A 20,385-nucleotide genomic window follows, 5' to 3' on the forward strand; every position below is an offset into this window, starting at 1 on the left:
TAAATAATCAGAATTATGAATAAAAAAATTCAAGGAAGACGCCATTTTTTAAAGCTTGGTATTATAGGCTCTCTCACCCTGGCAACAGCAGGTACTTTAATTCCATTTTTTAGCCAACAGCTAACTGGCCCTTCTCCCAGCTATAAGGTGCTCCGACCACAGGATATTGATTTTTTTCTTAGCGTAACACCTGTCATTGTTGGCCTTGGAAAGTATCAACCACATTCCATAATAGCGCCTTTTTTAAATGCATTGGATGATAAACTCAATTATTTAGCCAGTAGCATTAGGTATCAACTACAACAAGTTGTTGATCTTTTTACTGCCCCCATATCTAAGGGATTACTTACCGGACAATTTCGCGGTAGTTGGCAAATGCTTCATTATTCTAATGTTCAACAGCTCTGGCAGAATTGGCAAGTCAGCCGCTGGTCTATGTTACAGCAAGCAAGTAGCGCAATTTCCCAGCTTGTGCTTTTAGTCTGGTATGGCCTTGCTGAACATTGGTCTGCAATTAACTACCCAGGTCCACTGTTTGCTGATCAGCTTGTTACCCAACCGAATGACTTCTAACCCATCACTGACTAAAACCAAGCAGTAACAGGCAAAAAAAACACCCGTAAAGATATAGGGTTCAAGTATGAGTAGTGTGATTAGAGATATTTATACCACAGACGAAGCTAAACAATGGGCCATTTATGATGCACTAAAATCACTCCCCCAAACCCGTAACTTTGATGTCATTATCGTCGGAACTGGTGCAGGTGGAGGGTTTACTGCTGATATTTTAAGTAAAGCAGGATTAAGTGTGGCGCTTGTTGAAAGTGGACCACTACAGTCTTCTAATGATTTCAATATGAATGAGCAGCAAGCTTACCAGTCGCTTTATCAGGAAGGAGGTTCACGTACTACAGAGGATGGTGCCATTAGTGTTTTACAAGGGCGTGCTGTAGGTGGCACAACCGTGGTTAATTGGACATCTTGTTTTCGCACGCCTTCACAAACATTCGCTTACTGGCAAGAACATTTTGACTTAGCTGAACTTGATAGCACAGCTATGACTCCCTGGTTTGATTATGTAGAGCAACAACTAGGAGTGAGCCCATGGCCAATAGAACCTAATCGCAATAATGCAATTTTACAGTCTGGCTGCCAACGACTTGGTTATTCATCAAATACCATTGCCCGTAATGTACGTGGCTGCTGGAACTTAGGTTTTTGTGGCACAGGCTGCCCCACAAACGCCAAGCAATCTATGCTGGTCAGTACCTTGCCAAAAGCCTTGGAACGAGGTGCTTACTTAATTTACAACTGCGAAGCTTATAAAGTGCTTTGGCAAAACACCCAGGTCAAGGGGGTTGAGTGTCGCCCTATTAAAGGGGACAAGCATGAACCATCCTTCACGTTAACAGCACGTCATGTTGTCCTTGCTGCTGGAGCCATTGGTTCTCCAGCCTTATTACTAAGATCAAGCGTTCCGGACCCACATCAACAAATAGGTAAGCGCACTTTCCTACACCCAGTAAGTGCCAGCTTTGCACTTTTTGATGAAGCTGTTGATGGTTTTTATGGTGCCCCCCAGTCCATTTACTCTGACCACTTTCAGTGGCCTGCCGACCAACAAATAGGTTACAAGTTAGAGGTCCCCCCCTTACAGCCAATGCTGGCAGCAGGTCTACTTAAAGGTTTTGGTAAACAACACCGCCAGCTCATGCAGCAGCTTCCTCATATACAATGCACTATCGCCTTACATCGTGATGGTTTTCATCCACAAAGCCCAGGAGGTCAGGTTAGCCTCCGCGCGGATGGAAGCCCAGTGCTCAATTACCCAATTACGCGCTATCTATGGGATGGCATAAAACGTAGCCTGGCAACTATGGCCAGAATACAGTTTGCTGCTGGCGCACACAGTGTTATTCCATCCCATAGTTCCGCACAGGTTGTCAATAATCTTCAGGCCGCCTTACAACAGCTCAACCAACTTGCCTGGCAACCAAATCAGGCGCTAATCGGTAGTGCTCATGTTATGGGAGGTTGTGGAATGAGTGCCAAACCAAAAGCCGGTGTTGTCAATCACTGGGGCGAGTATTTCTTTCTGGACAATCTATCGGTTATTGATGGCTCATGCTTCCCAACAAGTATTGGTGCAAATCCACAGCTTTCAATCTATGCCTTAGCATGTAGACAGGCTACTCACTTAAGTGCCAAGTTAGGTAATCCCATCACATTAACGAACAATCAAAAAACAACTTAAGGGGTTGAAAGAAAAGGGTTTGCGCTAACTCAAGGTATTTATAACGAGCATTACTGTTGCGTGAAAGTAATTTGTAGAGCCAGCGCCTTTCCGTTACCATTAGTTCCCCCAAAGCAAAGGATATTCTGGCAAGCTGCATCACTTCATTAGCATATTCATAGATTTTGTTTAAAGTTAACAGGGCATCAACCAATACCCTGTCATCAATGTCTTAAACTGAAATATGTTAACCAGTCTCCTGATAGTTTCCTTTGCGTATCAGTTAAAGTCACCGATAAGCGATGAAAGCAGATGAATACCGTGATTTATCCGGGTACGTTTGATCCCATTACTAAAGGCCATACAGATCTTGTGGAGAGAGCCGCTCGTCTGTTTGATCGCATTATTATAGCAGTAGCTAAAAGCCCTCAGAAAAAGCCTCTGTTTGATCAGGAAACACGCGTACAGCTCGCCGAAGAGTCAGTAGCTCACCTTAAAAATGTTGAGGTATGCGGGTTTGATAACTTACTTGCAGAGTTTGTAGTTCAACAAAAAGGGGATATCATCCTTCGTGGGCTTAGAGCAGTTTCAGACTTTGAGTACGAGTTTCAACTTGCCAATATGAACCGAATTTTAGCCCCACAAGTTGAGAGTTTATTCTTAACGCCAGCTGAGCAATACTCATACATATCATCCACACTGGTAAGAGAAATTGCTTCTCTGGGTGGTGATGTGAGTAAGTTTGTTCACCCCAGTGTGGCAAAAGCATTAACAAGTTATTTTAACTCAAATAGTTAGCGTCATAACCTGTTCTTTGCAGACTTTGAGACTACTAACTGCTCAGTTAAGTCTGCATGAGGTATAACTGCGATGGCATTATATATTACTGATGAATGCATCAACTGCGATGTTTGTGAACCAGAATGCCCAAACAACGCTATTTCTCCTGGTGAAGAAATTTATGAAATAGATCCAATGCTTTGTACGGAGTGCGTCGGCCACTACGACGAGCCTCAATGTCAGCAAGTTTGCCCTGTTGATTGCATTCCGAAAGATCCCAATCATGAGGAATCTAAAGAAGAGTTGATGCGAAAATATGAAATTATTACTGGTGCAGCTTAAGCTGCATCACTAGGTATATACGCCCTTTCCTGCACAAAGAAACCCCTGAAGGCTTTCCCCCCATAAAATTAGATGGCAATACCTGCCGGCCAAGGGCTCTCAACCGGCGTGCTTAGTATGGCGTAAATTCACTTACCAGCATTTGGTATTGGCTAAAGCAGCTGCTAAAACTTATTCATCTGAAACAGTACAACCCAGGCAGCGCTTAAATGTAGCTCGTGCAGGAATCCCAATCAGCGTTTCAGCCGCTTGATCTGCATTACCACCAGGTAGTGAGAAAGGCAAACTCACAACATAAAAAGCGGTTCCTAGTACTGTTGCACCTAACAATAGAGGCCGAGCAACAAGCAAGTCTCCTGCCATCGCAAACCCACTTGGATCTTCCATTAACGCCTGACGAGATGCTCTAACCTGCTGATCATCCATAGGCTGTTGCTGTGAATAAGCCTGTTGTTGATAACTCGGAGAAACCGGTTGCTGTTGATAAACAGGCTGCTCACCATATACATCAGCTTCGTTACTATCACCATTTGCTTGACTAGCTGCAGGCATCATAGTGACAGCGATAGAAGCGACCACCCCAAATAGCCGATATAATGTGTACTTCATAAATCTTATCCTTATCGCTGGCCAGATTAAGACATAATAAGCCAATAATATTTTTACTATAACAGTTCGCATCAATCTGTCAGCACTGTTCTATGCCAGACAGTACTTTTTATAAGATAGCTGACCAGACCACTTCGTGCGAAACTCTAATTACAGAATGAATATTCCAACAAAACCACACATAGTGTATTAGCACTAACAAATACACTAATACTGTCCCCTGGTAATGTTATGTATAAAGCATTAATCGTAAAATGCCAGGCTTACTAAATACCACAAAGAACTTCAATAACATTTAATATCTGTGAAGCACACCTACTGTTTTACTCTGTCACCCTACCCTCAGCAGAATATAAAAGCGTAAATGCTCCAGCTAAACTAAGCGTGTTAACGCTGACAATGTTTACAGTACACGGTACTTCGCTGAGCTAAACGAATTTCCTGCAAAACTGTGCCACATACAATACAACGTTCACCTGCTCGTCCATAAACCATAAGCGCTTGTTTAAAGTAACCAGGCTTACCATCGCCTCCCACAAAATCTTTTAATGTCGTGCCTCCTTGAGCGATGGCAGCCGTTAACGTACGCTTGATTTCATCAACTAAGCGCTGATAACGCTCTTTACTAATTTTATTCGCTGCACGATTGGGATGAATACCCGCTTTAAACAAAGCTTCATTCGCATAAATATTGCCGACCCCAACAACAATGTGACTATCCATAATAAAGTTTTTTACAGCTAACTGTTTGGTACGCGAGCGTTCAAACAAATAATGTGTATCAAAAATATCATCTAATGGCTCAGGTCCTAAAGACTTCAACAACTTATGTTGCTCAGGAGCTGATGTTGTCCATAATACAGAACCAAAACGCCTGGGATCGGTATAGCGTAAAACTCGACCATCACTAAACACAAAATCAATATGATCATGTGCTTCTGCAGCAGCTCCAGATAACAACACACGAAGACGTCCAGACATCCCCAGGTGAATAATCACCGAGCCAGGATCAGTTAAAAGTAAAATGTACTTAGCTCGTCGTGATACACTGTTAACCACTGTACCAGGCAGTACTTGTGTTAATTCATCAGGAACTGGCCAACGTAGCTTAGGTTGACGAATAATTATTTCCTGAAATTCATGTCCTGTAATATGAGGTGCAATACCCCGACAAGTAGTTTCAACTTCTGGTAACTCAGGCATAACTTAATAATCAGTCTCTAAATAAAACATCTAATAATACATACAGATAAACCACAGCAAAGGGTCAAAAAACAGCTTCAGTATCTACATTTACTTGTATTTCATTTTAGCTTCGCCATTATGCCATTTATTATTCATGGATGTCTTCTTGTGGTACTCCCTATACTTAAATCATGATCTTCTTTCAACTATGGGTACTATAAAACGCTTAACAGACTGCAGGTCACTATGGAATATCAACTACGTCCCCAACAACCTGCTGTCTTGCAGCAGCAACTACGCTTTACTTTGCAAGACTTTTACTTGTTAAAGCAGAAGGCCAAAAATTCTTTAGGCATAACACTCACTGATGATACCTTTGATCTTGTGTATCAACGATTGGCTAACCGCATCAAGCAACTAAAGCTAAAATCATTTAACTCATACTACAAGCATATAGAAAAAAACAAAGAAGAAATATGCTGTCTAATTAATGCCCTTACAAGTACAAACTCTGTTTTTTTTGACAATCAACAGCTCTTTGAAACACTAAAAGATAATTTGTTACCTACCCTACTTTTTGATAATTCTTCTCATAATTTACGAATTTGGTCTATTGGTTGCGGTTTTGGTACCGAGCCATACAGTATTAGTATCAGTCTGTTTGAACAATTACCTGAATCTATTTATCAGCGGTGCAAAATCATAGCTACAGACGTTAATTATTTTTCGATCAACGAAGCAAAGAGAGCCGTCTTTGATGAAGAGTGTTTAATAAAGCTTTCGACTAAACAAAAACACCTTTTTTTCTTAAAAGGTATTGGCCACCAAAAATCTATGTATCGTGTAAAACCATTAATAAAGCAACGTATAGTTTTTCATACACTTCATTTAACAGGTCACTGGCCTTTTTCATACCCTATGGATATTATTATTTGTCGCCAGCAACTTATTTTTTTTGATCAGCAAAAAAAACAACAACTATTAACCAAATTATTCTCATGGCTCACCCCAGGAGGTTACTTAATTATGGATAGTCATGAGCTACAAAGCATTATAAACAAATTGGATAGTACTAATATCTTATTCCATTCATTAAACTGCCAACAACTAAGCGAAAACATCCTGCAAAAAAATAGCTAATACACTCCATTCAAAACTTATCCGCAAACTTACACAACTCATTTAATATTTCATTTTTATCTATACTGTCTCCATAGCCAACCATTTAATCGGCACTTAATGACATATGTGGCAAACACTCATTTTATATTGTGTAATCAGTTGCTTTTCTTCATGGTCTACAGCTAACGAGCTACGGATTGGTATGATTTTATGGCGTGGTGAAACCCCTGCAGAACAAGGATTTAAGGATAAACTTGAAAAATACGGTTATAAACTCTTACTAAAAAAGTTCAACGCCAAACAAAACCGCCAAGCATTATCAGTTTTTATCCGGACAGAACTAAGCAATTGGAGTCATGAACTTGATTACGTCTACACCTATGGCACTACTGTTTCAACGCTGATTAAAGAATTTGGTCACCTACAACAACCTCAACTCTTTGTCGTTGTTACTGATCCAGTTCAAGCAAAACTCGTATCCAGCTTAGATCAACCAAAAACACTTAATATTATTGGGAGTACCAATCAAGTCCCCACTCAACTACAAATGTCTCAAGCAAAACAAATTTTACATTTTAACAAGATAGCGTTTCTATATAACCCTCGCGAAAATAATTCCGAACACTTATTAGAGCGTTTACGGCAAATTCAGCAAGAGCTCAATTTTGAGGTGTTTAGCTACCGCATCAACCCTGAAAGCAACAACTTTAAACAACACTTATTTAGGGTAATGTCGCGAATTACTAAGGATAAGATCAATACCCTATATATTCCCTCAGATAGTTTTTTAATTTCACAGCGAGCAGCGTTAATTGAAGCGACCAATGCTTTTGAAATGCAGTCAGTAGCTGCAGTGGATATTTTTGTAAGAGATGGGGCATTACTGGGAACAACAGCAATTTATTATGAATTGGGTGAGCAGCTTGCCAAGCACGTCCACCAGCATCAGCAGGGCACAGAAATCAGCAAGCTCAATGTCGTACGACCAGGTCGAGGTCAACTTCTTATCAATCGATCTACCTGGCAACGGTTTTCACTCACGTTACCAGACAGCTTAAAAAGCAAGGTTAAATGGATTGGAACTCAGTAAATGGATAATCTCCCCATCATTTGCTCCTAAATTAACCCGCTTGAGGAATATTACGCGCTAGCAAACCAAATTCCCCACCCTGATAACCAGACAAGGGAATTTTCACTCGATGGCCAGAGCCTGGTGCTACTTCCATCGTTTCGCCACGCTTATTTTCCATATGCGATAGCACAAAAGTTTGATTACCCTCTGGCGTTAACAACTCCAGCTCATCACCAATAGCAAAGCGATTTTTCACATCGACGACAATAGACTGATCATCAGCATCAACTATTTCACCCACAAATTGTTGCTTATCGCTGATCGAGTTACCTCGTTCATAGTTCTGATACTCATCATGCACATGGCGACGGTAAAAACCTTCGGTGTAACCACGACTTGCTAGCTTCTCAAGATCATCCATAAGGCCCATGTTGAATGCTCTACCTTGAACAGCATCTTCAATGGCTTGACGATAAACTTGTGCTGTTCGCGCCACATAGTAGTGAGACTTAGTCCGACCTTCTATTTTTAAGGAAGCTACACCCATATCGGTTAAACGTTTTACATGCTGGATTGCGCGCAGATCTTTGGAATTCATGATATAGGTGCCATGCTCATCTTCAAAAGCAGGCATGAGTTCACCAGGACGGCCTTGTTCTTCCAGCAAGAACATTTGATCTGTTGTGTGTCCTGTACCAAGTTGTGGCGCAACCTGTTCTTCTTGCTGAGGATCAACAACTTGAACAGCAACAATATCACCGGTTTCTGTTTGCTTAGCATCATGGGCATCATATTTCCAGCGACAGGCATTGGTACATGTACCCTGGTTTGGATCACGACGATTCATATACCCAGATAGCAAACAACGGCCAGAATAAGCTATACACAACGCCCCATGAACAAAGACTTCAAGCTCCATTTCTGGGCATTGCATGCGAATCTCTTCGACCTCATCCAGTGAGAGTTCACGAGACAAAATGACCCGTGTGATACCTTGCCGATACCAGAATTTTACTGAAGCATAATTAACCACATTGGCTTGAACGGATAGGTGAACAGGCATATCAGGCCACTTATCACGCACCAACATAATCAACCCAGGATCAGACATGATGAGCGCATCAGGTTGCATCGCAATCACTGGCTCCATGTCCTGCATGTAGGTTTTGATTTTACTGTTATGTGGCGCAATATTACTAGCGAGATAGAATTGCTTCCCTTGCTGATGCGCTAGTTGGATGCCCTTTTCCAGGTTTTCCATCTTAAAGTCATTGTTCCGTACCCGGAGACTGTAACGAGGTTGCCCTGCATAAACGGCATCAGCACCATAAGCAAAGGCATACTTCATATTTTTCAGGGTACCCGCAGGTGATAACAATTCCGGCTTCATAACCTACTCGCTCTGCTTAATCGCCAACGGTCAAAAAATATACAATTTTAGTTTTAAATACAAAAAAACCCGCTTTGGCGGGTTTTAGCAACCTGACAAAAAGGCAAAAAACTTATTTGATTTTTGCTTCTTTGTACATCACGTGCTTGCGAACAACTGGATCAAATTTTTTCATTTCCAGCTTGTCTGGTGTGCTACGCTTGTTTTTGTCAGTTGTGTAGAAATGGCCAGTACCTGCAGAGGATACCATTCTAATTTTCTCACGCATGATAGAGTCCTCCTAATTAAACTTTTTCACCACGAGCGCGCAAGTCGGCAATAACACTGTCAATGCCTTTCTTATCAATAATGCGCATACCTTTAGCAGAAATCCGCAATCTTACAAAACGCTTTTCTGACTCTACCCAAAAACGATGGTAGTGCAGATTAGGCGCGAAACGGCGCTTGGTTTTGTTATTAGCGTGAGATACATTATTACCAGTGACTGGTCGCTTACCAGTTACCTGACAAACCTTTGACATTTTTCGCCTCTCTAACCGCTTGCCAACCTCATCAGGTTGGTAAACCTATTACCTAAATCAACCGGGTGTGCCTTTCAATTTAGCTGAAATTCAGTCAATCGAGACGCACATCTGGGGGCCATTGATTCACGCAGTTTGTTGAGGCGTGTTGAGTTGGCCCAATCGTGTGCCACCCCCGCAAAGAGCACAGCTTTATACCAGAAGACAAGCCTATTCGCAAGAAATCCACGATAAAATTGGTAACATTTTGATCAATTAAACACCAGCTGTTAGCAAGCCCTTTTCTGCAAAGGACAATACATCAGCGTTACCAACGATCAAATGATCTAACACCCGTACATCGATTAATTCTAGCGCAGCTTGCAGCTGTTCCGTTATATAACAATCTGACGGACTTGGTTCAGTATTACCACTTGGATGGTTATGTACCAGAATAACAGCTGCGGCATTAAGCAGTAAGGCCTGTTTAACCACTTCTCGCGGATAAACAGAAGCCGCACTTAACGTACCACGAAACAGCTCTTCAAAACTAATAATTTGATGCTGACTATTCAAAAATAATACAGCAAACACTTCATGAGAATAGTGCCGTAATTTGCTTTGTACGTACCGCTTAGTTTGGGTTGAATTTTGTAAGCAGTTCCCTGTTGTCAACTGAGCTTCCAAATGTCGAGCAGCCATCTCTAAAACGGCTTGCAACAGCACATACTTGGCCGCACCCAAACCATGAGCTTGACAAAATTCCTCTTGTGTAGCTTCTAACAGTGGCCGTAAACCGCCAAATTCTGTAAGTAGCTCCCTGGCTAAGTCCACAGCTGTTTTACCTTTAACGCCAGTACGTAAAAAAATTGCTAATAGCTCTGCATCTGATAGCGCTTGAGCTCCCATTGTTAGCAAGCGCTCTCGTGGCCTTTCACTGCACGGCCAGTCCGTTATTGCCATGATGTATCATTCACTCTTTATTAACGAATACGATTCCATTGAGTCCTGCTATGGTTTTTTCACAAAGGCCACTATAGACTGGTGACATCTTACAACTGCGCAGGGATTAGTATCTTAATGGGCTAATCTCAAAATTAATGCGAACAAATACCAGCTTCTACCGTTAAACCAGTCCAGAGTTACCATGCATCAACTACAGAGTAAGAAGATTGTCCTGGGGATAACCGGCGGCATAGCTGCCTATAAATCGGCTGAGCTCGTTCGCCGACTTCGAGATGCTGGCGCTGAAGTCCGCGTTGTTATGAGTAAAGGGGCACAAGCCTTCATAACCCCTCTAACCTTCCAAGCACTATCCAGCCACCCTGTTCATACTGAGCTATTAACACCTGAAGCTGAAGCAGGTATGAATCATATCGAGTTAGCACGCTGGGCTGACCTAGTGATTATTGCCCCTGCGACAGCAAACTGCTTATCCAGCCTGGCACAAGGTCGAGCAGATGACCTGTTAAGTACACTTTGTTTGGCGACTCAAGCACCACTCTGTATTGCCCCAGCGATGAACCAACAAATGTGGCAGCATGCAGCGACCCAACACAATCTGCAATGTTTGATAGACCGCGGTGTGCGTTGCTTTGGTCCTGCTCAAGGTTTTCAAGCCTGTGGCGAAGTCGGCCCAGGCCGAATGTTAGAAGCAGCTGAAATAGCTCAATTATGTGCGGAACAATTCAGTATAAAAACACTGACTGGCCGCCATGTAGTCATTACTGCTGGTCCCACTCAAGAAGCCATTGATCCCGTGCGTTACATATCCAATCACAGCTCTGGGAAAATGGGTTTTGCTTTGGCGCAGGCGGCTGTTGATGCAGGTGCTGATGTCACGCTAATCAGTGGTCCTGTTCAGTTAACAACACCTGCAGGTGTTAAACGGATTGATGTAGATAGCGCAAATGCCATGCACCAAGCTGTTCAGGAACATATTGTCAACACTGCTATTTTCATTGGTTGTGCAGCCGTTGCTGACTATCGCCCCAAACAAATTGCCAGCCAAAAACTTAAAAAAGACCCGACCAATGTTGAACAAACAATGACATTAACGTTGGTCCGTAATCCAGACATTATTACCAATGTTGCCAATATGCAGCCAAAACCTTTTGTTGTTGGCTTTGCTGCAGAAACAGAAGCGCTTGAGCAGCACGCCAAAGATAAACTTGCTCGCAAAAAGCTGGATATGATCATCGCCAACGATGTCAGTCAAAGCAATATTGGTTTTAACAGTGACCAAAATGCCGTTACTGTCTTTACCTCAACTGAGCGCATTTCGCTTGAACAAAATACCAAGTTTGCCTTGGCTAAACAGTTAATTTCCCTGATCCACAAACAACTCTCGTCGTAATTGTTAAGTTAAACTGCTATGAAACCAATGTTACAAACTAAAATACTTGATGCGCGTATTGGCAAAGAATTTCCTTTACCTCACTACGCAACTGAAGGTTCTGCTGGTATGGATTTGCGTGCCTGCTTAGATGAGCCGCTCACGCTAGCCCCCGGCCAGACTGAACTCATTCCAACTGGTATGGCAATTCATATTGCTGATTCTGGATTAGCTGCAATGATTTTGCCTCGCTCAGGATTAGGGCATAAACATGGTATTGTGCTCGGAAACCTGGTGGGATTAATCGACTCAGATTATCAGGGCCAGCTCATGATCTCTTGCTGGAACCGTGGCCAAGATAACTTCACTATTCAGCCAGGTGACCGCATTGCTCAGCTTGTACTGGTTCCTGTAGTGCAAGCTCAATGTGAGATTGTGGAAGAGTTCCATTCTAGTGAACGAGGAGCTGGGGGATTCGGTCACTCAGGGAGGGAATAAATTTCTCTTTCCAAAAAACGTTTTTCTATCAAAAAAATCAACCTGTTGATGCAGTTGAAGCGCATAAATCACAAGGCACATCGTTTATATCAGGGCTGTGCATTGCATTAACAGGCTTTGAGCTTATCCTATTCATAATCGCAATACCTAAAACGAAGCTGTAGCCTTGGCTTATTACACGTCTAGTTGCACTTTGTCTCTATAATTATTTGCATACCCTTCGCTATAGGTATAGTCATGCCACTTTAGGCTTAGCTTAACGGGATAGTTATGATTAAAAAGCGCCCCAAAAAAGAATCAGATAATAGTAAGCAGGCAGCCCCTAGCAAAGGAGCCTCCTCTCCACCCACTGATCATAAACCGGTCCGCCACTTTTTTATCATCAGCAGTTCAGGCGCAGTGCTGGGTGTATTACTGACATTAATTGTTGTTTTTCTATTCTATTATCTGGGTGGTAACAGCCAGTTCAAAGAGCAAATTATTGCTTCACAAGGGGCTCAATACCAACAGCAACTTAATCTACAAATTGCGGTGATTGAACAGACTGTAAAGGGTCTAGGTAAAAATCTAGATATTATTGCAGCCCTTGAAGAAAAAGATCAGAGTAAACTACGCCAGCTTGAAAAAGCACTCACTGCAACAGTGCCACATGCTGTTCAGGTAAGATTTCGTAAGCGGGATGATGATTCACTTCCGAGTGATGGCGCGGTACCAATGAACTATGCCGCTCGAGACATGGCACGCAAGTCTGAGCGCGGCCAGCAAGTACCTGCCGAAATTCATAAAATTGAAGGCAAAACTTATGTCATTGCAGCTGCACGCATTAAACCTGAGCAGGGTCCCGTTCTGGGCGCCGTGATAACTGTTTTTGATTTATCTGTTTTAACCAGTGCCTTTCAGCCGATCCCAGCCAACCAGGGACAAGTCGCTTTACAACAACAATTTAATGCTAACCAGCAGCCCCAAACTCAACTCACTTATGGACAAGCCACTAGTGGTGAAACAGCTATTCATCTACTAAGCAATAATTCATATTGGCAGCTAAACTACACACCATCTGACTTAAGTGACAAACTGCCACTTTCCATACTATGGATTATTTTTGCTGCTATTGTTGCTCTGGCTTGTATAGCAGTTGCTACTTGGCTTGCAATGTCTATGCTGACTAAAGCAAGTAGAGCTGATGCAGCTTCATTAGTTTCTTTCTTAGAAGCACGTATTGCCAAAAAACGTAAGACAGTTAGCTTCCAGCTTGACTTATTCCATAACATTGCACTGAGTTTAGAACAATTACTTAAAGATCAATTTAAGCCAACAACAAATGTCACACCGAAGCCAGAAATTGATGATTCCGTAAAATCTACGCCACCAACTAGTGATAATATCGCTCCATCAACAGCATCTGTAGCAGATGAAATAAGCAACTTTAATTTCGCAGACCCACTTTTTCAGTCCACGGATATGCTTGATATTGAGGAACTTGATGAGGACGAAGAAGGGGCTGACAGCCAATCAGAGGATACTCAAGTGGAAGTGCCAGCAAGCATTTTTCGTGCATACGACATTCGAGGTGTTGTAGGAGACACTCTCACATATGAAACAGCCCAACTAATTGGACAAGCCGTAGGCTCAGAAGCACAAGCGCGTGGTGAAAAATGCGTAATAGTCGGTGCAGATGGACGCCTGTCCAGCCCTGAAATTAGTCACAAACTCATACAAGGTATTATTTCATCTGGTTGTGATGTCATCAATATTGGTATGGTGCCAACACCTGTCTTATATTTTGCCACCCACATTATTGATGAGTCCAACTCAGGTGTCATGGTTACTGGTAGCCACAACCCATCTAATTACAACGGATTTAAAACTGTTCTTGCAGGACAAACCCTTGCTAATGAAGATATACAACAGTTATATCAGCGGATAAAAGACAATAATCTACAGCAAGGTCAAGGCTCTTTAATTGAAGTTGATGTTCTGGAAAGCTATGTCGAGCGTATTCGCAATGATATTGCTCTAGCCAAACCGCTTAAAGTTGTCGTAGATTGCGGTAATGGTGTGGGCGGTGTAATTGCACCTCGGCTGCTGGAAGAATTAGGTTGTAATGTTATTCCTCTGTATTGCGATGTGGATGGCAACTTCCCCAACCACCATCCCGATCCAGGTAAACCAGAAAACCTCAAAGACCTTATTGCTAAAGTAAAAGAAACTAATGCAGACTTAGGTCTAGGCTTTGATGGCGATGCTGACCGTGTAGGCGTCATTACCAATGAAGGTAAATTGATTTATCCTGATCGCCTGTTAATGTTATTTGCCAAAGATGTAGTTTCCCGGAACCCAGGTGCTGACATTATTTTTGATGTAAAATGTACCCGCAAACTCACAGGATTAATCAGCGGTTACGGTGGTCGTCCTATCATGTGGAAAACCGGGCACTCGCTGATCAAAGCTAAAATGAAAGAAACTGGTGCGCTACTCGCCGGTGAGATGAGTGGTCATATTTTCTTTAAAGAACGCTGGTACGGCTTCGATGATGGTATTTACAGTGCAGCGCGATTATTAGAAATACTATCTACCGAAACCCGCAATGCAGACCAAATATTTTCAGCATTTCCTGAAACAATCAGTACACCTGAAATCAATATCCAAGTGACGGATGAAAATAAATTTGCCTTAGTCGAGCAACTAGCGAAAAAGGGTAACTTTGGCAAAGGTACAATCACAGATATTGATGGGGTTCGAGTTGATTTTCCCGTGGGTTGGGGACTGGTAAGAGCATCAAACACCACACCTGTTTTAGTCTTACGCTTTGAAGCTGATACCGAAGCAAACCTGAAAAAAATAATGGCATTATTTAAAAAGCAATTGGTAGCCGTTGACTCAAATTTAGATATTCCATTCTAGCCTTAGTAACTGAACCCTTTAGTGGTTACCCCTGGTCAGCTAAACAATACAAAGTGCCAGGGGTAAATAGCATATGGCAACAAAGGGTGTTAATGTCATTGACTTCAAATTAAACTTTTATACCCCAACAATACCCATATTGAAGGGTATACTACCAAGCACGTTAACCTTGGTTCTTGATTTTTTTTGATGGTATCCAGCATGACATTCTCACACGAAGCAGCATCGCAATCTGCTTCAATCTTAACTGAAGCCTTACCCTATATTCAGCAGCTATCCGGCCAGACTATTGTCGTAAAATACGGCGGGAATGCAATGGAAAATGACGAACTCAAGCATAGCTTTGCGCGTGATATTGTGCTGATGAAAGAGTTAGGGATAAATCCTGTCATCGTGCATGGGGGAGGCCCACAAATTGGTGCATGCCTTAAACAACTAAACATTGAAACCCAGTTTATTCACGGTATGCGCATCACAGATCAACCAACCATGGATGTGGTGGAAATGGTCTTAAAAGGTCAAGTTAATAGTGAAATTGTCAATTTAATAAACAGCCACAATGGCAATGCCGTTGGCCTTTCAGGAAAAGACGCTCACAGTATTATTGCTCGTAAACTAACAACACACCTTATCCCTGATGCAGGAACTGAAACTATCGACTTGGGGTTTGTGGGTGAAGTTGCAGAGATTCGTACTGATTTAATTGATTTACTATTAGCCACAGGTTTTATACCCGTCATTGCGCCAATTGGTGTCGACGAGCAGGGGGATACCTATAATATCAATGCAGACCTTGTCGCCGGGAAAGTCGCTGAAGTACTACAAGCCAGTCAGTTATTGCTGCTCACAAATATTCCTGGCTTGTTAAATAAAGAAGGCCAGTTAATCACAGCGCTAAATACGACAGAAACAGACCAACTAATTGCTGATGGAACAATCAGTGGTGGCATGATACCGAAAATAAAGTGTGCTATAAGTGCTGTGAACAATGGGGTAACAAGCGCCCATATTGTTGATGGTCGGGTAAAAAATGCTGTTCTACTTGAATTATTGACCAATGCTAATGTCGGGACACTGATCACAGCTTAGTCTAGCATCAAGTATGCTGTTTCTTTTTATCCAAACACGATTACACACAACAATAATCACGACATTGCAACGCTAAGCCACTTTTGACTACAAAGTTGAGCTTGGCAAGGATCGGCCATTCCGGGGGGAAGACTTGCCGCTATGTCTACGACATCAGAACAATTACAGGTAATAATGGAAAGCACTCAAAAGCTATCGCGCAAAGAGCAAATACTGCAGGCGCTTGCGCATATGTTAGAGCACAACCCCGGCTCTCGTATTACAACATCACGTCTAGCTAAAGAGGTTGGGGTCTCCGAAGCCGCACTTTACCGTCACTTTCCTAGCAAAGCTAAAATGTTCGAGGGGTTAATTATCTTTATTGAAGATACGATTTTTTCTCGTGTTAAGCTTATTTTGGCAGAGGAAAAATCAGCTATCCGTCGTTGTGAGCAAGTATTAACACTACTATTGACGTTTACGGAAAAGAACCCTGGTATTACCCGAATACTGACAGGTGATGCCTTAATGGGTGAAACAGAAAGGCTACGTTCTCGCGTCATTCAGCTTTTTGATCGATTGGAAACTCAAATCAAGCAAATTATTCGTGAAGCAGAAATAAGGGAAGGGTTACGTACTAATCTTACCCTCAATGGTGCAGCAAACTTACTCATGTCGGCAGCAGAAGGCCGAATTTCGCAATTTGTGCGGAGCGAGTTTAAACGAAGTCCTACAGACCTTTGGTCAGATCAGTGGCCTTTGTTGGTTATCGCCGTATTTCGTAAAAAGACATAAATTCAATTAATCTGAACGAGAGAAGGGAATTGCTTTCCCTTCAATCTCCAATACCATTATATTGCTCTGATAGCCTTTGACTGGGTATCGCTTCTGCTCAGAGATTTGCTCAAGCGCTACTTTTCCCTGCTGATCAGTGACTTGCCGAGAGTTAACCGTTATTAACAGTGCCTGCTTTTCTGGCTTCCAGCTACCAATACTCAGTGTTCGCACACCTGATGGTGCATTAGCGACCCAGGTTAAACTCCCTTTCTGCGTTAAAATCAGTTCGTGCTTCATTTCACTGACTGCACCACTAATCCAGATGCCATGTAAGTCCTCTTTGGAAATATCCACAGGTTCAGGAACCTCTGGTGTCTCCTCCCCTGTCAACATCCGAAAGCGCTCTATATCTTTAGCAAACTTCTCTCTAACTTCTTCTTGTTCTTTACGGCGTCGCTCAATCTCTTTATCCAGCCGTTTGGTTTCCTCATCAAGCTGCTTGATATCATCCAAAATTCGTTTAGGTACTTGACGACCACTACGTTCGAAATTGGCAGCCTGCTCTTCTTTTTGGCCTTTGTTTTGCTGAGTGCGTCGTATATCACCTTCAATGGTTTTAATCTTGTCTTCAATTTCTGACACCTGGCGCCTCATAGCACGCTCAATATCATTCGTGGAGCTATAGAGGGTCAGCAAGGTCTTATCCCTTGCCTCTTGTTGTGCCCGCTGCTGTTCTAAAGCCTCGCGAATCAAGTCCTGCTGCTTTTTCTCAATTAGCTGCTCAGGGGTCAGCGCTTTAGGCACTTTCTCTAACACACGCCCTTTATCATCAATGACCGTGTAGCCTCCCTGAGCGGCCAAGTGCGGAGGGATACTGTTTGAAATGACCAAATTACCGCTTTCATCCACAAAACGATAAAAACGAAGTGGCTCCGCGCCCCATGCCAAACCGGTCAGCAAGGAGCATGTTATAGCAAATATCAAACCCCACTTAATATGACTTTGCATCATCACATAACCTAAACACACTACATTTTGATAGAGTTTTAAATAGTATTTACCCTTTACCGCTTATAGCCTCAATACACTTAAGCAACGCCATATTGCTGTCGATACTGCGCTACGGCTTCAGCATATTGCTTGAGGTTTTCATCACTTTTTATAAAGTCTAGTACTTGTTGTAGATTAACAATACTAACAACAGGTATTTCAAATGTTTGCTCAACTTCCTGAATAGCAGAAAACTCACCTTTACCACGCTCTTGGCGGTCCAAAGCAACCAACACCCCCGCTGGCTTAGCCCTTTGATCCTGAATAATCGCCATAGACTCGCGGATTGCAGTACCTGCCGTAATGACATCATCAATAATAACAACATTGCCTTGCAGTGCTGCCCCCACAAGCTGTCCACCTTCTCCATGTTGCTTGGCTTCTTTGCGATTAAAAGCAAACGGTGCTTCGCCATGACCTTGACTAGCCAGTGAAATTGCTACACTGGTCACGAGAGGAATACCCTTATAAGCGGGTCCAAACAAAACGTCATAGTTAAGTTGAGCATTCAATAATGCTGCAGCATAAAAGCGGCCTAAATGCAGCATTGCTTCACCGGTTTTAAATAGGCCTGCATTAAAAAAATAAGGACTTTTCCGGCCAGACTTTAAGGTAAACTCACCAAAAGTTAAAACCTTGTGCTCAATTGCAAATTTAATAAAATCGCGTTGGTAATTTTGCATGTTAAAACCTAATTATTAACTATTAGGGTTCCACAGATGTTTAGCTCAGGTATCATACACCCTCCTTCAGCAAGGGGCTATGTATGAAGATTATTAGTTTCAATTTGGATGGTATCAGTCGTGCGTGTGAAAAAGGCTTTTTTGAGTGGCTAAAGCGACAGGATGCTGATGTTATTTGCCTGCAAAATATTCAGGAAAATGATGCCGAATTGACTGACCAGCGGATTTTCCCAAGCGATTACCTGCACTATTTTTTTTCTGCACAGCCTGGCCAACCTGGCGGCGTTGCTATTTATAGTCGAACCCCACCCAGAGCGATTATGTCAGGCCTTAACTTTCCCGAAGCCAATACATTTGGTGCCTACATCCAAGCTGACTTTGATCAATTGAGTATAGCCAGCATTTGGGTACCTGAATGCCATCAGTCAACAGAATTAAAAGCAGCTAAATATAATTTTCTTGATGCCTATTTCCTGCAACTGGAAAAAATACAACGCAAACGCCGAGAATTTATTTTGTGTGGATCATGGGAAATAGCGCTAGATCATCATGATGTTGCAAATATTGACAACAAACATACTCTCCCCGGTTACTTGCCAGAAGAGCGTAACTGGATGGAAGATGTACAACGACAGTTGGGACTTGTTGATGCCTACCGGGTTGTTGACCGTAGTAACGAGCAATATACCTACTGGCATAATGATGAAGCATTTGAACAAAATATTGGTTGGCGCTTTGATTACCCTTTAATTACCCCCTCATTAAAATCACGTGTACTTAATGCAGGTATTTACCGAGGGCAACACTTTTCCAACCATGCGCCAGTCATTACCTACTATGACTGGGAACTGCCCAACGAACACTTTTAATTTAATAGTATTTTATTAAGGCAGCGGTCTGCCAAACGGGCAGACCTGCTCAATTCGCTATTACTGCTGAGGCATAAACGCCCCTTCAAGCGCGTCACGCTGACAAGCAATCAACTGTTGAATACCTGTCTCTGCCAAATCCAACATTTGGTTCATTTCCTGACGAGAGAATGCAGCATCCTCCGCAGTCCCCTGAACTTCAATCAAGCCACCCTCTTCATTCATCACCACATTCATATCAGTTTGCGCATTTGAATCTTCAGCATAATCTAAATCAAGCACAGCTACGCCCTGATAAACGCCAACAGAAACAGCCGCTACAAAGTGTAACAGCGGATCAGTGGTAAGCAGTTTCTTTTGTTGCAGTGTTTGCAATGCATCAATTAAAGCCACCATAGCGCCAGTAATGGATGCCGTACGTGTACCACCATCAGCCTGAATCACATCACAGTCTACATATATTGTGCGCTCACCCAACTTAGTAAGGTCTACAGCCGCTCTTAATGAACGTCCAATCAGACGTTGAATTTCCAGGGTACGCCCCCCTTGCTTGCCTCGTGCTGCTTCACGTGCCATACGCTCACCAGTAGAACGAGGTAACATGCCATACTCGGCTGTTACCCAGCCTTTACCTGCACCTTTCAAAAAGCGAGGCACATTTTCTTCTACTGTCGCAGTACAGATAACCTTGGTATCACCAAAGCTTACTAACACAGAACCTTCAGCATGCTTGGTATAGTTTCGGGTAATGGTCACTTCACGAAGCTGATCTGGAGTTCTACCACTTGGACGCATAGTGTTTCCTTGTTTAAACGGTAAGATGTGATTACCAGGCATTATATACCTTGCAATGGCGGCTTCGCATTATAGCTATCAATCCACACACTTCGATTAATAAGCCATCACCTAACGGATACCTAAAAGATTGATCTGAGAGTAATTCGCGAAGGGATTATGCTAAGGTACAA

General features: G+C 42.6%; 21 protein-coding genes. 12 read left to right on the forward strand and 9 right to left on the reverse strand.

Annotation, left to right across the window (positions count from 1 at the left end; translation table 11 throughout):
* Positions 1-15 precede the first annotated feature (15 nt).
* The 4 genes from KCG35_RS17100 (at position 16) to KCG35_RS17115 (ending at position 3,355) form a co-directional block, all read left to right on the forward strand.
* A complete protein-coding gene (locus KCG35_RS17100; RefSeq protein ID WP_215821013.1) occupies positions 16-573 on the forward strand; it encodes a hypothetical protein in 558 nt (185 codons plus the stop codon).
* Positions 574-640: 67 nt separating this feature from the next.
* Complete coding sequence (locus KCG35_RS17105; RefSeq protein ID WP_215821014.1) at positions 641-2,254, forward strand: GMC family oxidoreductase; 1,614 nt, start codon at positions 641-643, stop codon at positions 2,252-2,254.
* 291 nt (positions 2,255-2,545) lie between these two features.
* The gene (coaD, locus tag KCG35_RS17110) at positions 2,546-3,031 is read left to right on the forward strand and encodes a pantetheine-phosphate adenylyltransferase (protein WP_215821015.1); all 486 of its coding nucleotides are present in this window, start codon (positions 2,546-2,548) and stop codon (positions 3,029-3,031) included.
* Positions 3,032-3,103: 72 nt separating this feature from the next.
* On the forward strand, positions 3,104-3,355 hold the full coding sequence (locus KCG35_RS17115; RefSeq protein ID WP_027709199.1) for a YfhL family 4Fe-4S dicluster ferredoxin: 252 nt from the start codon (positions 3,104-3,106) through the stop codon (positions 3,353-3,355).
* 171 nt (positions 3,356-3,526) lie between these two features.
* Here the strand turns inward: KCG35_RS17115 and KCG35_RS26385 are convergent, their stop codons facing one another.
* Together KCG35_RS26385 and mutM are read right to left on the reverse strand one after the other, a co-directional pair.
* Positions 3,527-3,964 carry a hypothetical protein gene (locus KCG35_RS26385; RefSeq protein WP_230409228.1) on the reverse strand — a complete coding sequence of 146 codons (438 nt, stop codon included), beginning with the start codon at positions 3,962-3,964 and terminating at the stop codon, positions 3,527-3,529.
* 387 nt (positions 3,965-4,351) lie between these two features.
* Positions 4,352-5,167: a bifunctional DNA-formamidopyrimidine glycosylase/DNA-(apurinic or apyrimidinic site) lyase gene (mutM, locus tag KCG35_RS17125; protein WP_215821016.1), complete on the reverse strand. Its 816-nt coding sequence runs from the start codon at positions 5,165-5,167 to the stop codon at positions 4,352-4,354.
* A gap of 228 nt (positions 5,168-5,395) precedes the next feature.
* On the opposite strand from mutM, the gene KCG35_RS17130 reads away from it, so the two are divergent.
* On the forward strand, positions 5,396-6,289 hold the full coding sequence (locus tag KCG35_RS17130) for a CheR family methyltransferase (RefSeq protein WP_215821017.1): 894 nt from the start codon (positions 5,396-5,398) through the stop codon (positions 6,287-6,289).
* 184 nt (positions 6,290-6,473) lie between these two features.
* Positions 6,474-7,361 carry an ABC transporter substrate-binding protein gene (locus KCG35_RS17135; protein ID WP_215821018.1) on the forward strand — a complete coding sequence of 296 codons (888 nt, stop codon included), beginning with the start codon at positions 6,474-6,476 and terminating at the stop codon, positions 7,359-7,361.
* A 31-nt stretch (positions 7,362-7,392) separates the two neighbouring features.
* Here the strand turns inward: KCG35_RS17135 and trhP are convergent, their stop codons facing one another.
* The 4 genes from trhP to radC form a co-directional block, all read right to left on the reverse strand.
* Positions 7,393-8,733 carry a prephenate-dependent tRNA uridine(34) hydroxylase TrhP gene (trhP, locus tag KCG35_RS17140; protein ID WP_215821019.1) on the reverse strand — a complete coding sequence of 447 codons (1,341 nt, stop codon included), beginning with the start codon at positions 8,731-8,733 and terminating at the stop codon, positions 7,393-7,395.
* Between the two features lie 112 nt (positions 8,734-8,845).
* Positions 8,846-9,001 carry a 50S ribosomal protein L33 gene (rpmG, locus tag KCG35_RS17145; protein WP_027707329.1) on the reverse strand — a complete coding sequence of 52 codons (156 nt, stop codon included), beginning with the start codon at positions 8,999-9,001 and terminating at the stop codon, positions 8,846-8,848.
* A 16-nt stretch (positions 9,002-9,017) separates the two neighbouring features.
* Positions 9,018-9,254 carry a 50S ribosomal protein L28 gene (gene rpmB, locus KCG35_RS17150; RefSeq protein ID WP_215821020.1) on the reverse strand — a complete coding sequence of 79 codons (237 nt, stop codon included), beginning with the start codon at positions 9,252-9,254 and terminating at the stop codon, positions 9,018-9,020.
* Between the two features lie 255 nt (positions 9,255-9,509).
* On the reverse strand, positions 9,510-10,196 hold the full coding sequence (gene radC / locus KCG35_RS17155; protein ID WP_215821021.1) for a RadC family protein: 687 nt from the start codon (positions 10,194-10,196) through the stop codon (positions 9,510-9,512).
* Positions 10,197-10,380: 184 nt separating this feature from the next.
* Here radC and coaBC point away from each other — a divergent pair, with 184 nt between their 5' ends.
* From coaBC to slmA, 5 genes are all read left to right on the forward strand, one after another.
* Positions 10,381-11,589, forward strand: a complete 1,209-nt coding sequence (gene coaBC / locus KCG35_RS17160; RefSeq protein WP_215821022.1) for a bifunctional phosphopantothenoylcysteine decarboxylase/phosphopantothenate--cysteine ligase CoaBC — start codon at positions 10,381-10,383, stop codon at positions 11,587-11,589.
* Positions 11,590-11,607: 18 nt separating this feature from the next.
* A complete protein-coding gene (gene dut, locus KCG35_RS17165) occupies positions 11,608-12,066 on the forward strand; it encodes a dUTP diphosphatase (RefSeq protein ID WP_215821023.1) in 459 nt (152 codons plus the stop codon).
* 1,461 nt (positions 12,067-13,527) lie between these two features.
* A complete protein-coding gene (locus tag KCG35_RS17170; RefSeq protein ID WP_215821039.1) occupies positions 13,528-14,970 on the forward strand; it encodes a phosphomannomutase/phosphoglucomutase in 1,443 nt (480 codons plus the stop codon).
* Positions 14,971-15,171: 201 nt separating this feature from the next.
* Positions 15,172-16,059 (forward strand): acetylglutamate kinase, encoded by an 888-nt coding sequence (gene argB, locus KCG35_RS17175; protein ID WP_215821024.1) that lies wholly within the window; start codon positions 15,172-15,174, stop codon positions 16,057-16,059.
* A gap of 174 nt (positions 16,060-16,233) precedes the next feature.
* Positions 16,234-16,833 carry a nucleoid occlusion factor SlmA gene (slmA, locus tag KCG35_RS17180; RefSeq protein ID WP_215821040.1) on the forward strand — a complete coding sequence of 200 codons (600 nt, stop codon included), beginning with the start codon at positions 16,234-16,236 and terminating at the stop codon, positions 16,831-16,833.
* 6 nt (positions 16,834-16,839) lie between these two features.
* Here the strand turns inward: slmA and KCG35_RS17185 are convergent, their stop codons facing one another.
* Together KCG35_RS17185 and pyrE are read right to left on the reverse strand one after the other, a co-directional pair.
* Positions 16,840-17,826, reverse strand: coding sequence for a nucleoporin Nup88 family protein (locus KCG35_RS17185; RefSeq protein WP_215821025.1), 987 nt, complete (start codon positions 17,824-17,826; stop codon positions 16,840-16,842).
* A gap of 77 nt (positions 17,827-17,903) precedes the next feature.
* Positions 17,904-18,548: an orotate phosphoribosyltransferase gene (gene pyrE / locus KCG35_RS17190; RefSeq protein WP_215821026.1), complete on the reverse strand. Its 645-nt coding sequence runs from the start codon at positions 18,546-18,548 to the stop codon at positions 17,904-17,906.
* Positions 18,549-18,631: 83 nt separating this feature from the next.
* On the opposite strand from pyrE, the gene KCG35_RS17195 reads away from it, so the two are divergent.
* On the forward strand, positions 18,632-19,417 hold the full coding sequence (locus KCG35_RS17195; protein ID WP_215821027.1) for an exodeoxyribonuclease III: 786 nt from the start codon (positions 18,632-18,634) through the stop codon (positions 19,415-19,417).
* A gap of 60 nt (positions 19,418-19,477) precedes the next feature.
* Here the strand turns inward: KCG35_RS17195 and rph are convergent, their stop codons facing one another.
* Positions 19,478-20,212 carry a ribonuclease PH gene (gene rph / locus KCG35_RS17200; protein ID WP_215821041.1) on the reverse strand — a complete coding sequence of 245 codons (735 nt, stop codon included), beginning with the start codon at positions 20,210-20,212 and terminating at the stop codon, positions 19,478-19,480.
* Positions 20,213-20,385: the final 173 nt, after the last annotated feature.

Source organism: Zooshikella harenae (genome assembly GCF_018837975.1).
Classification (GTDB): Bacteria; Pseudomonadota; Gammaproteobacteria; order Pseudomonadales; family Zooshikellaceae; genus Zooshikella; species Zooshikella harenae.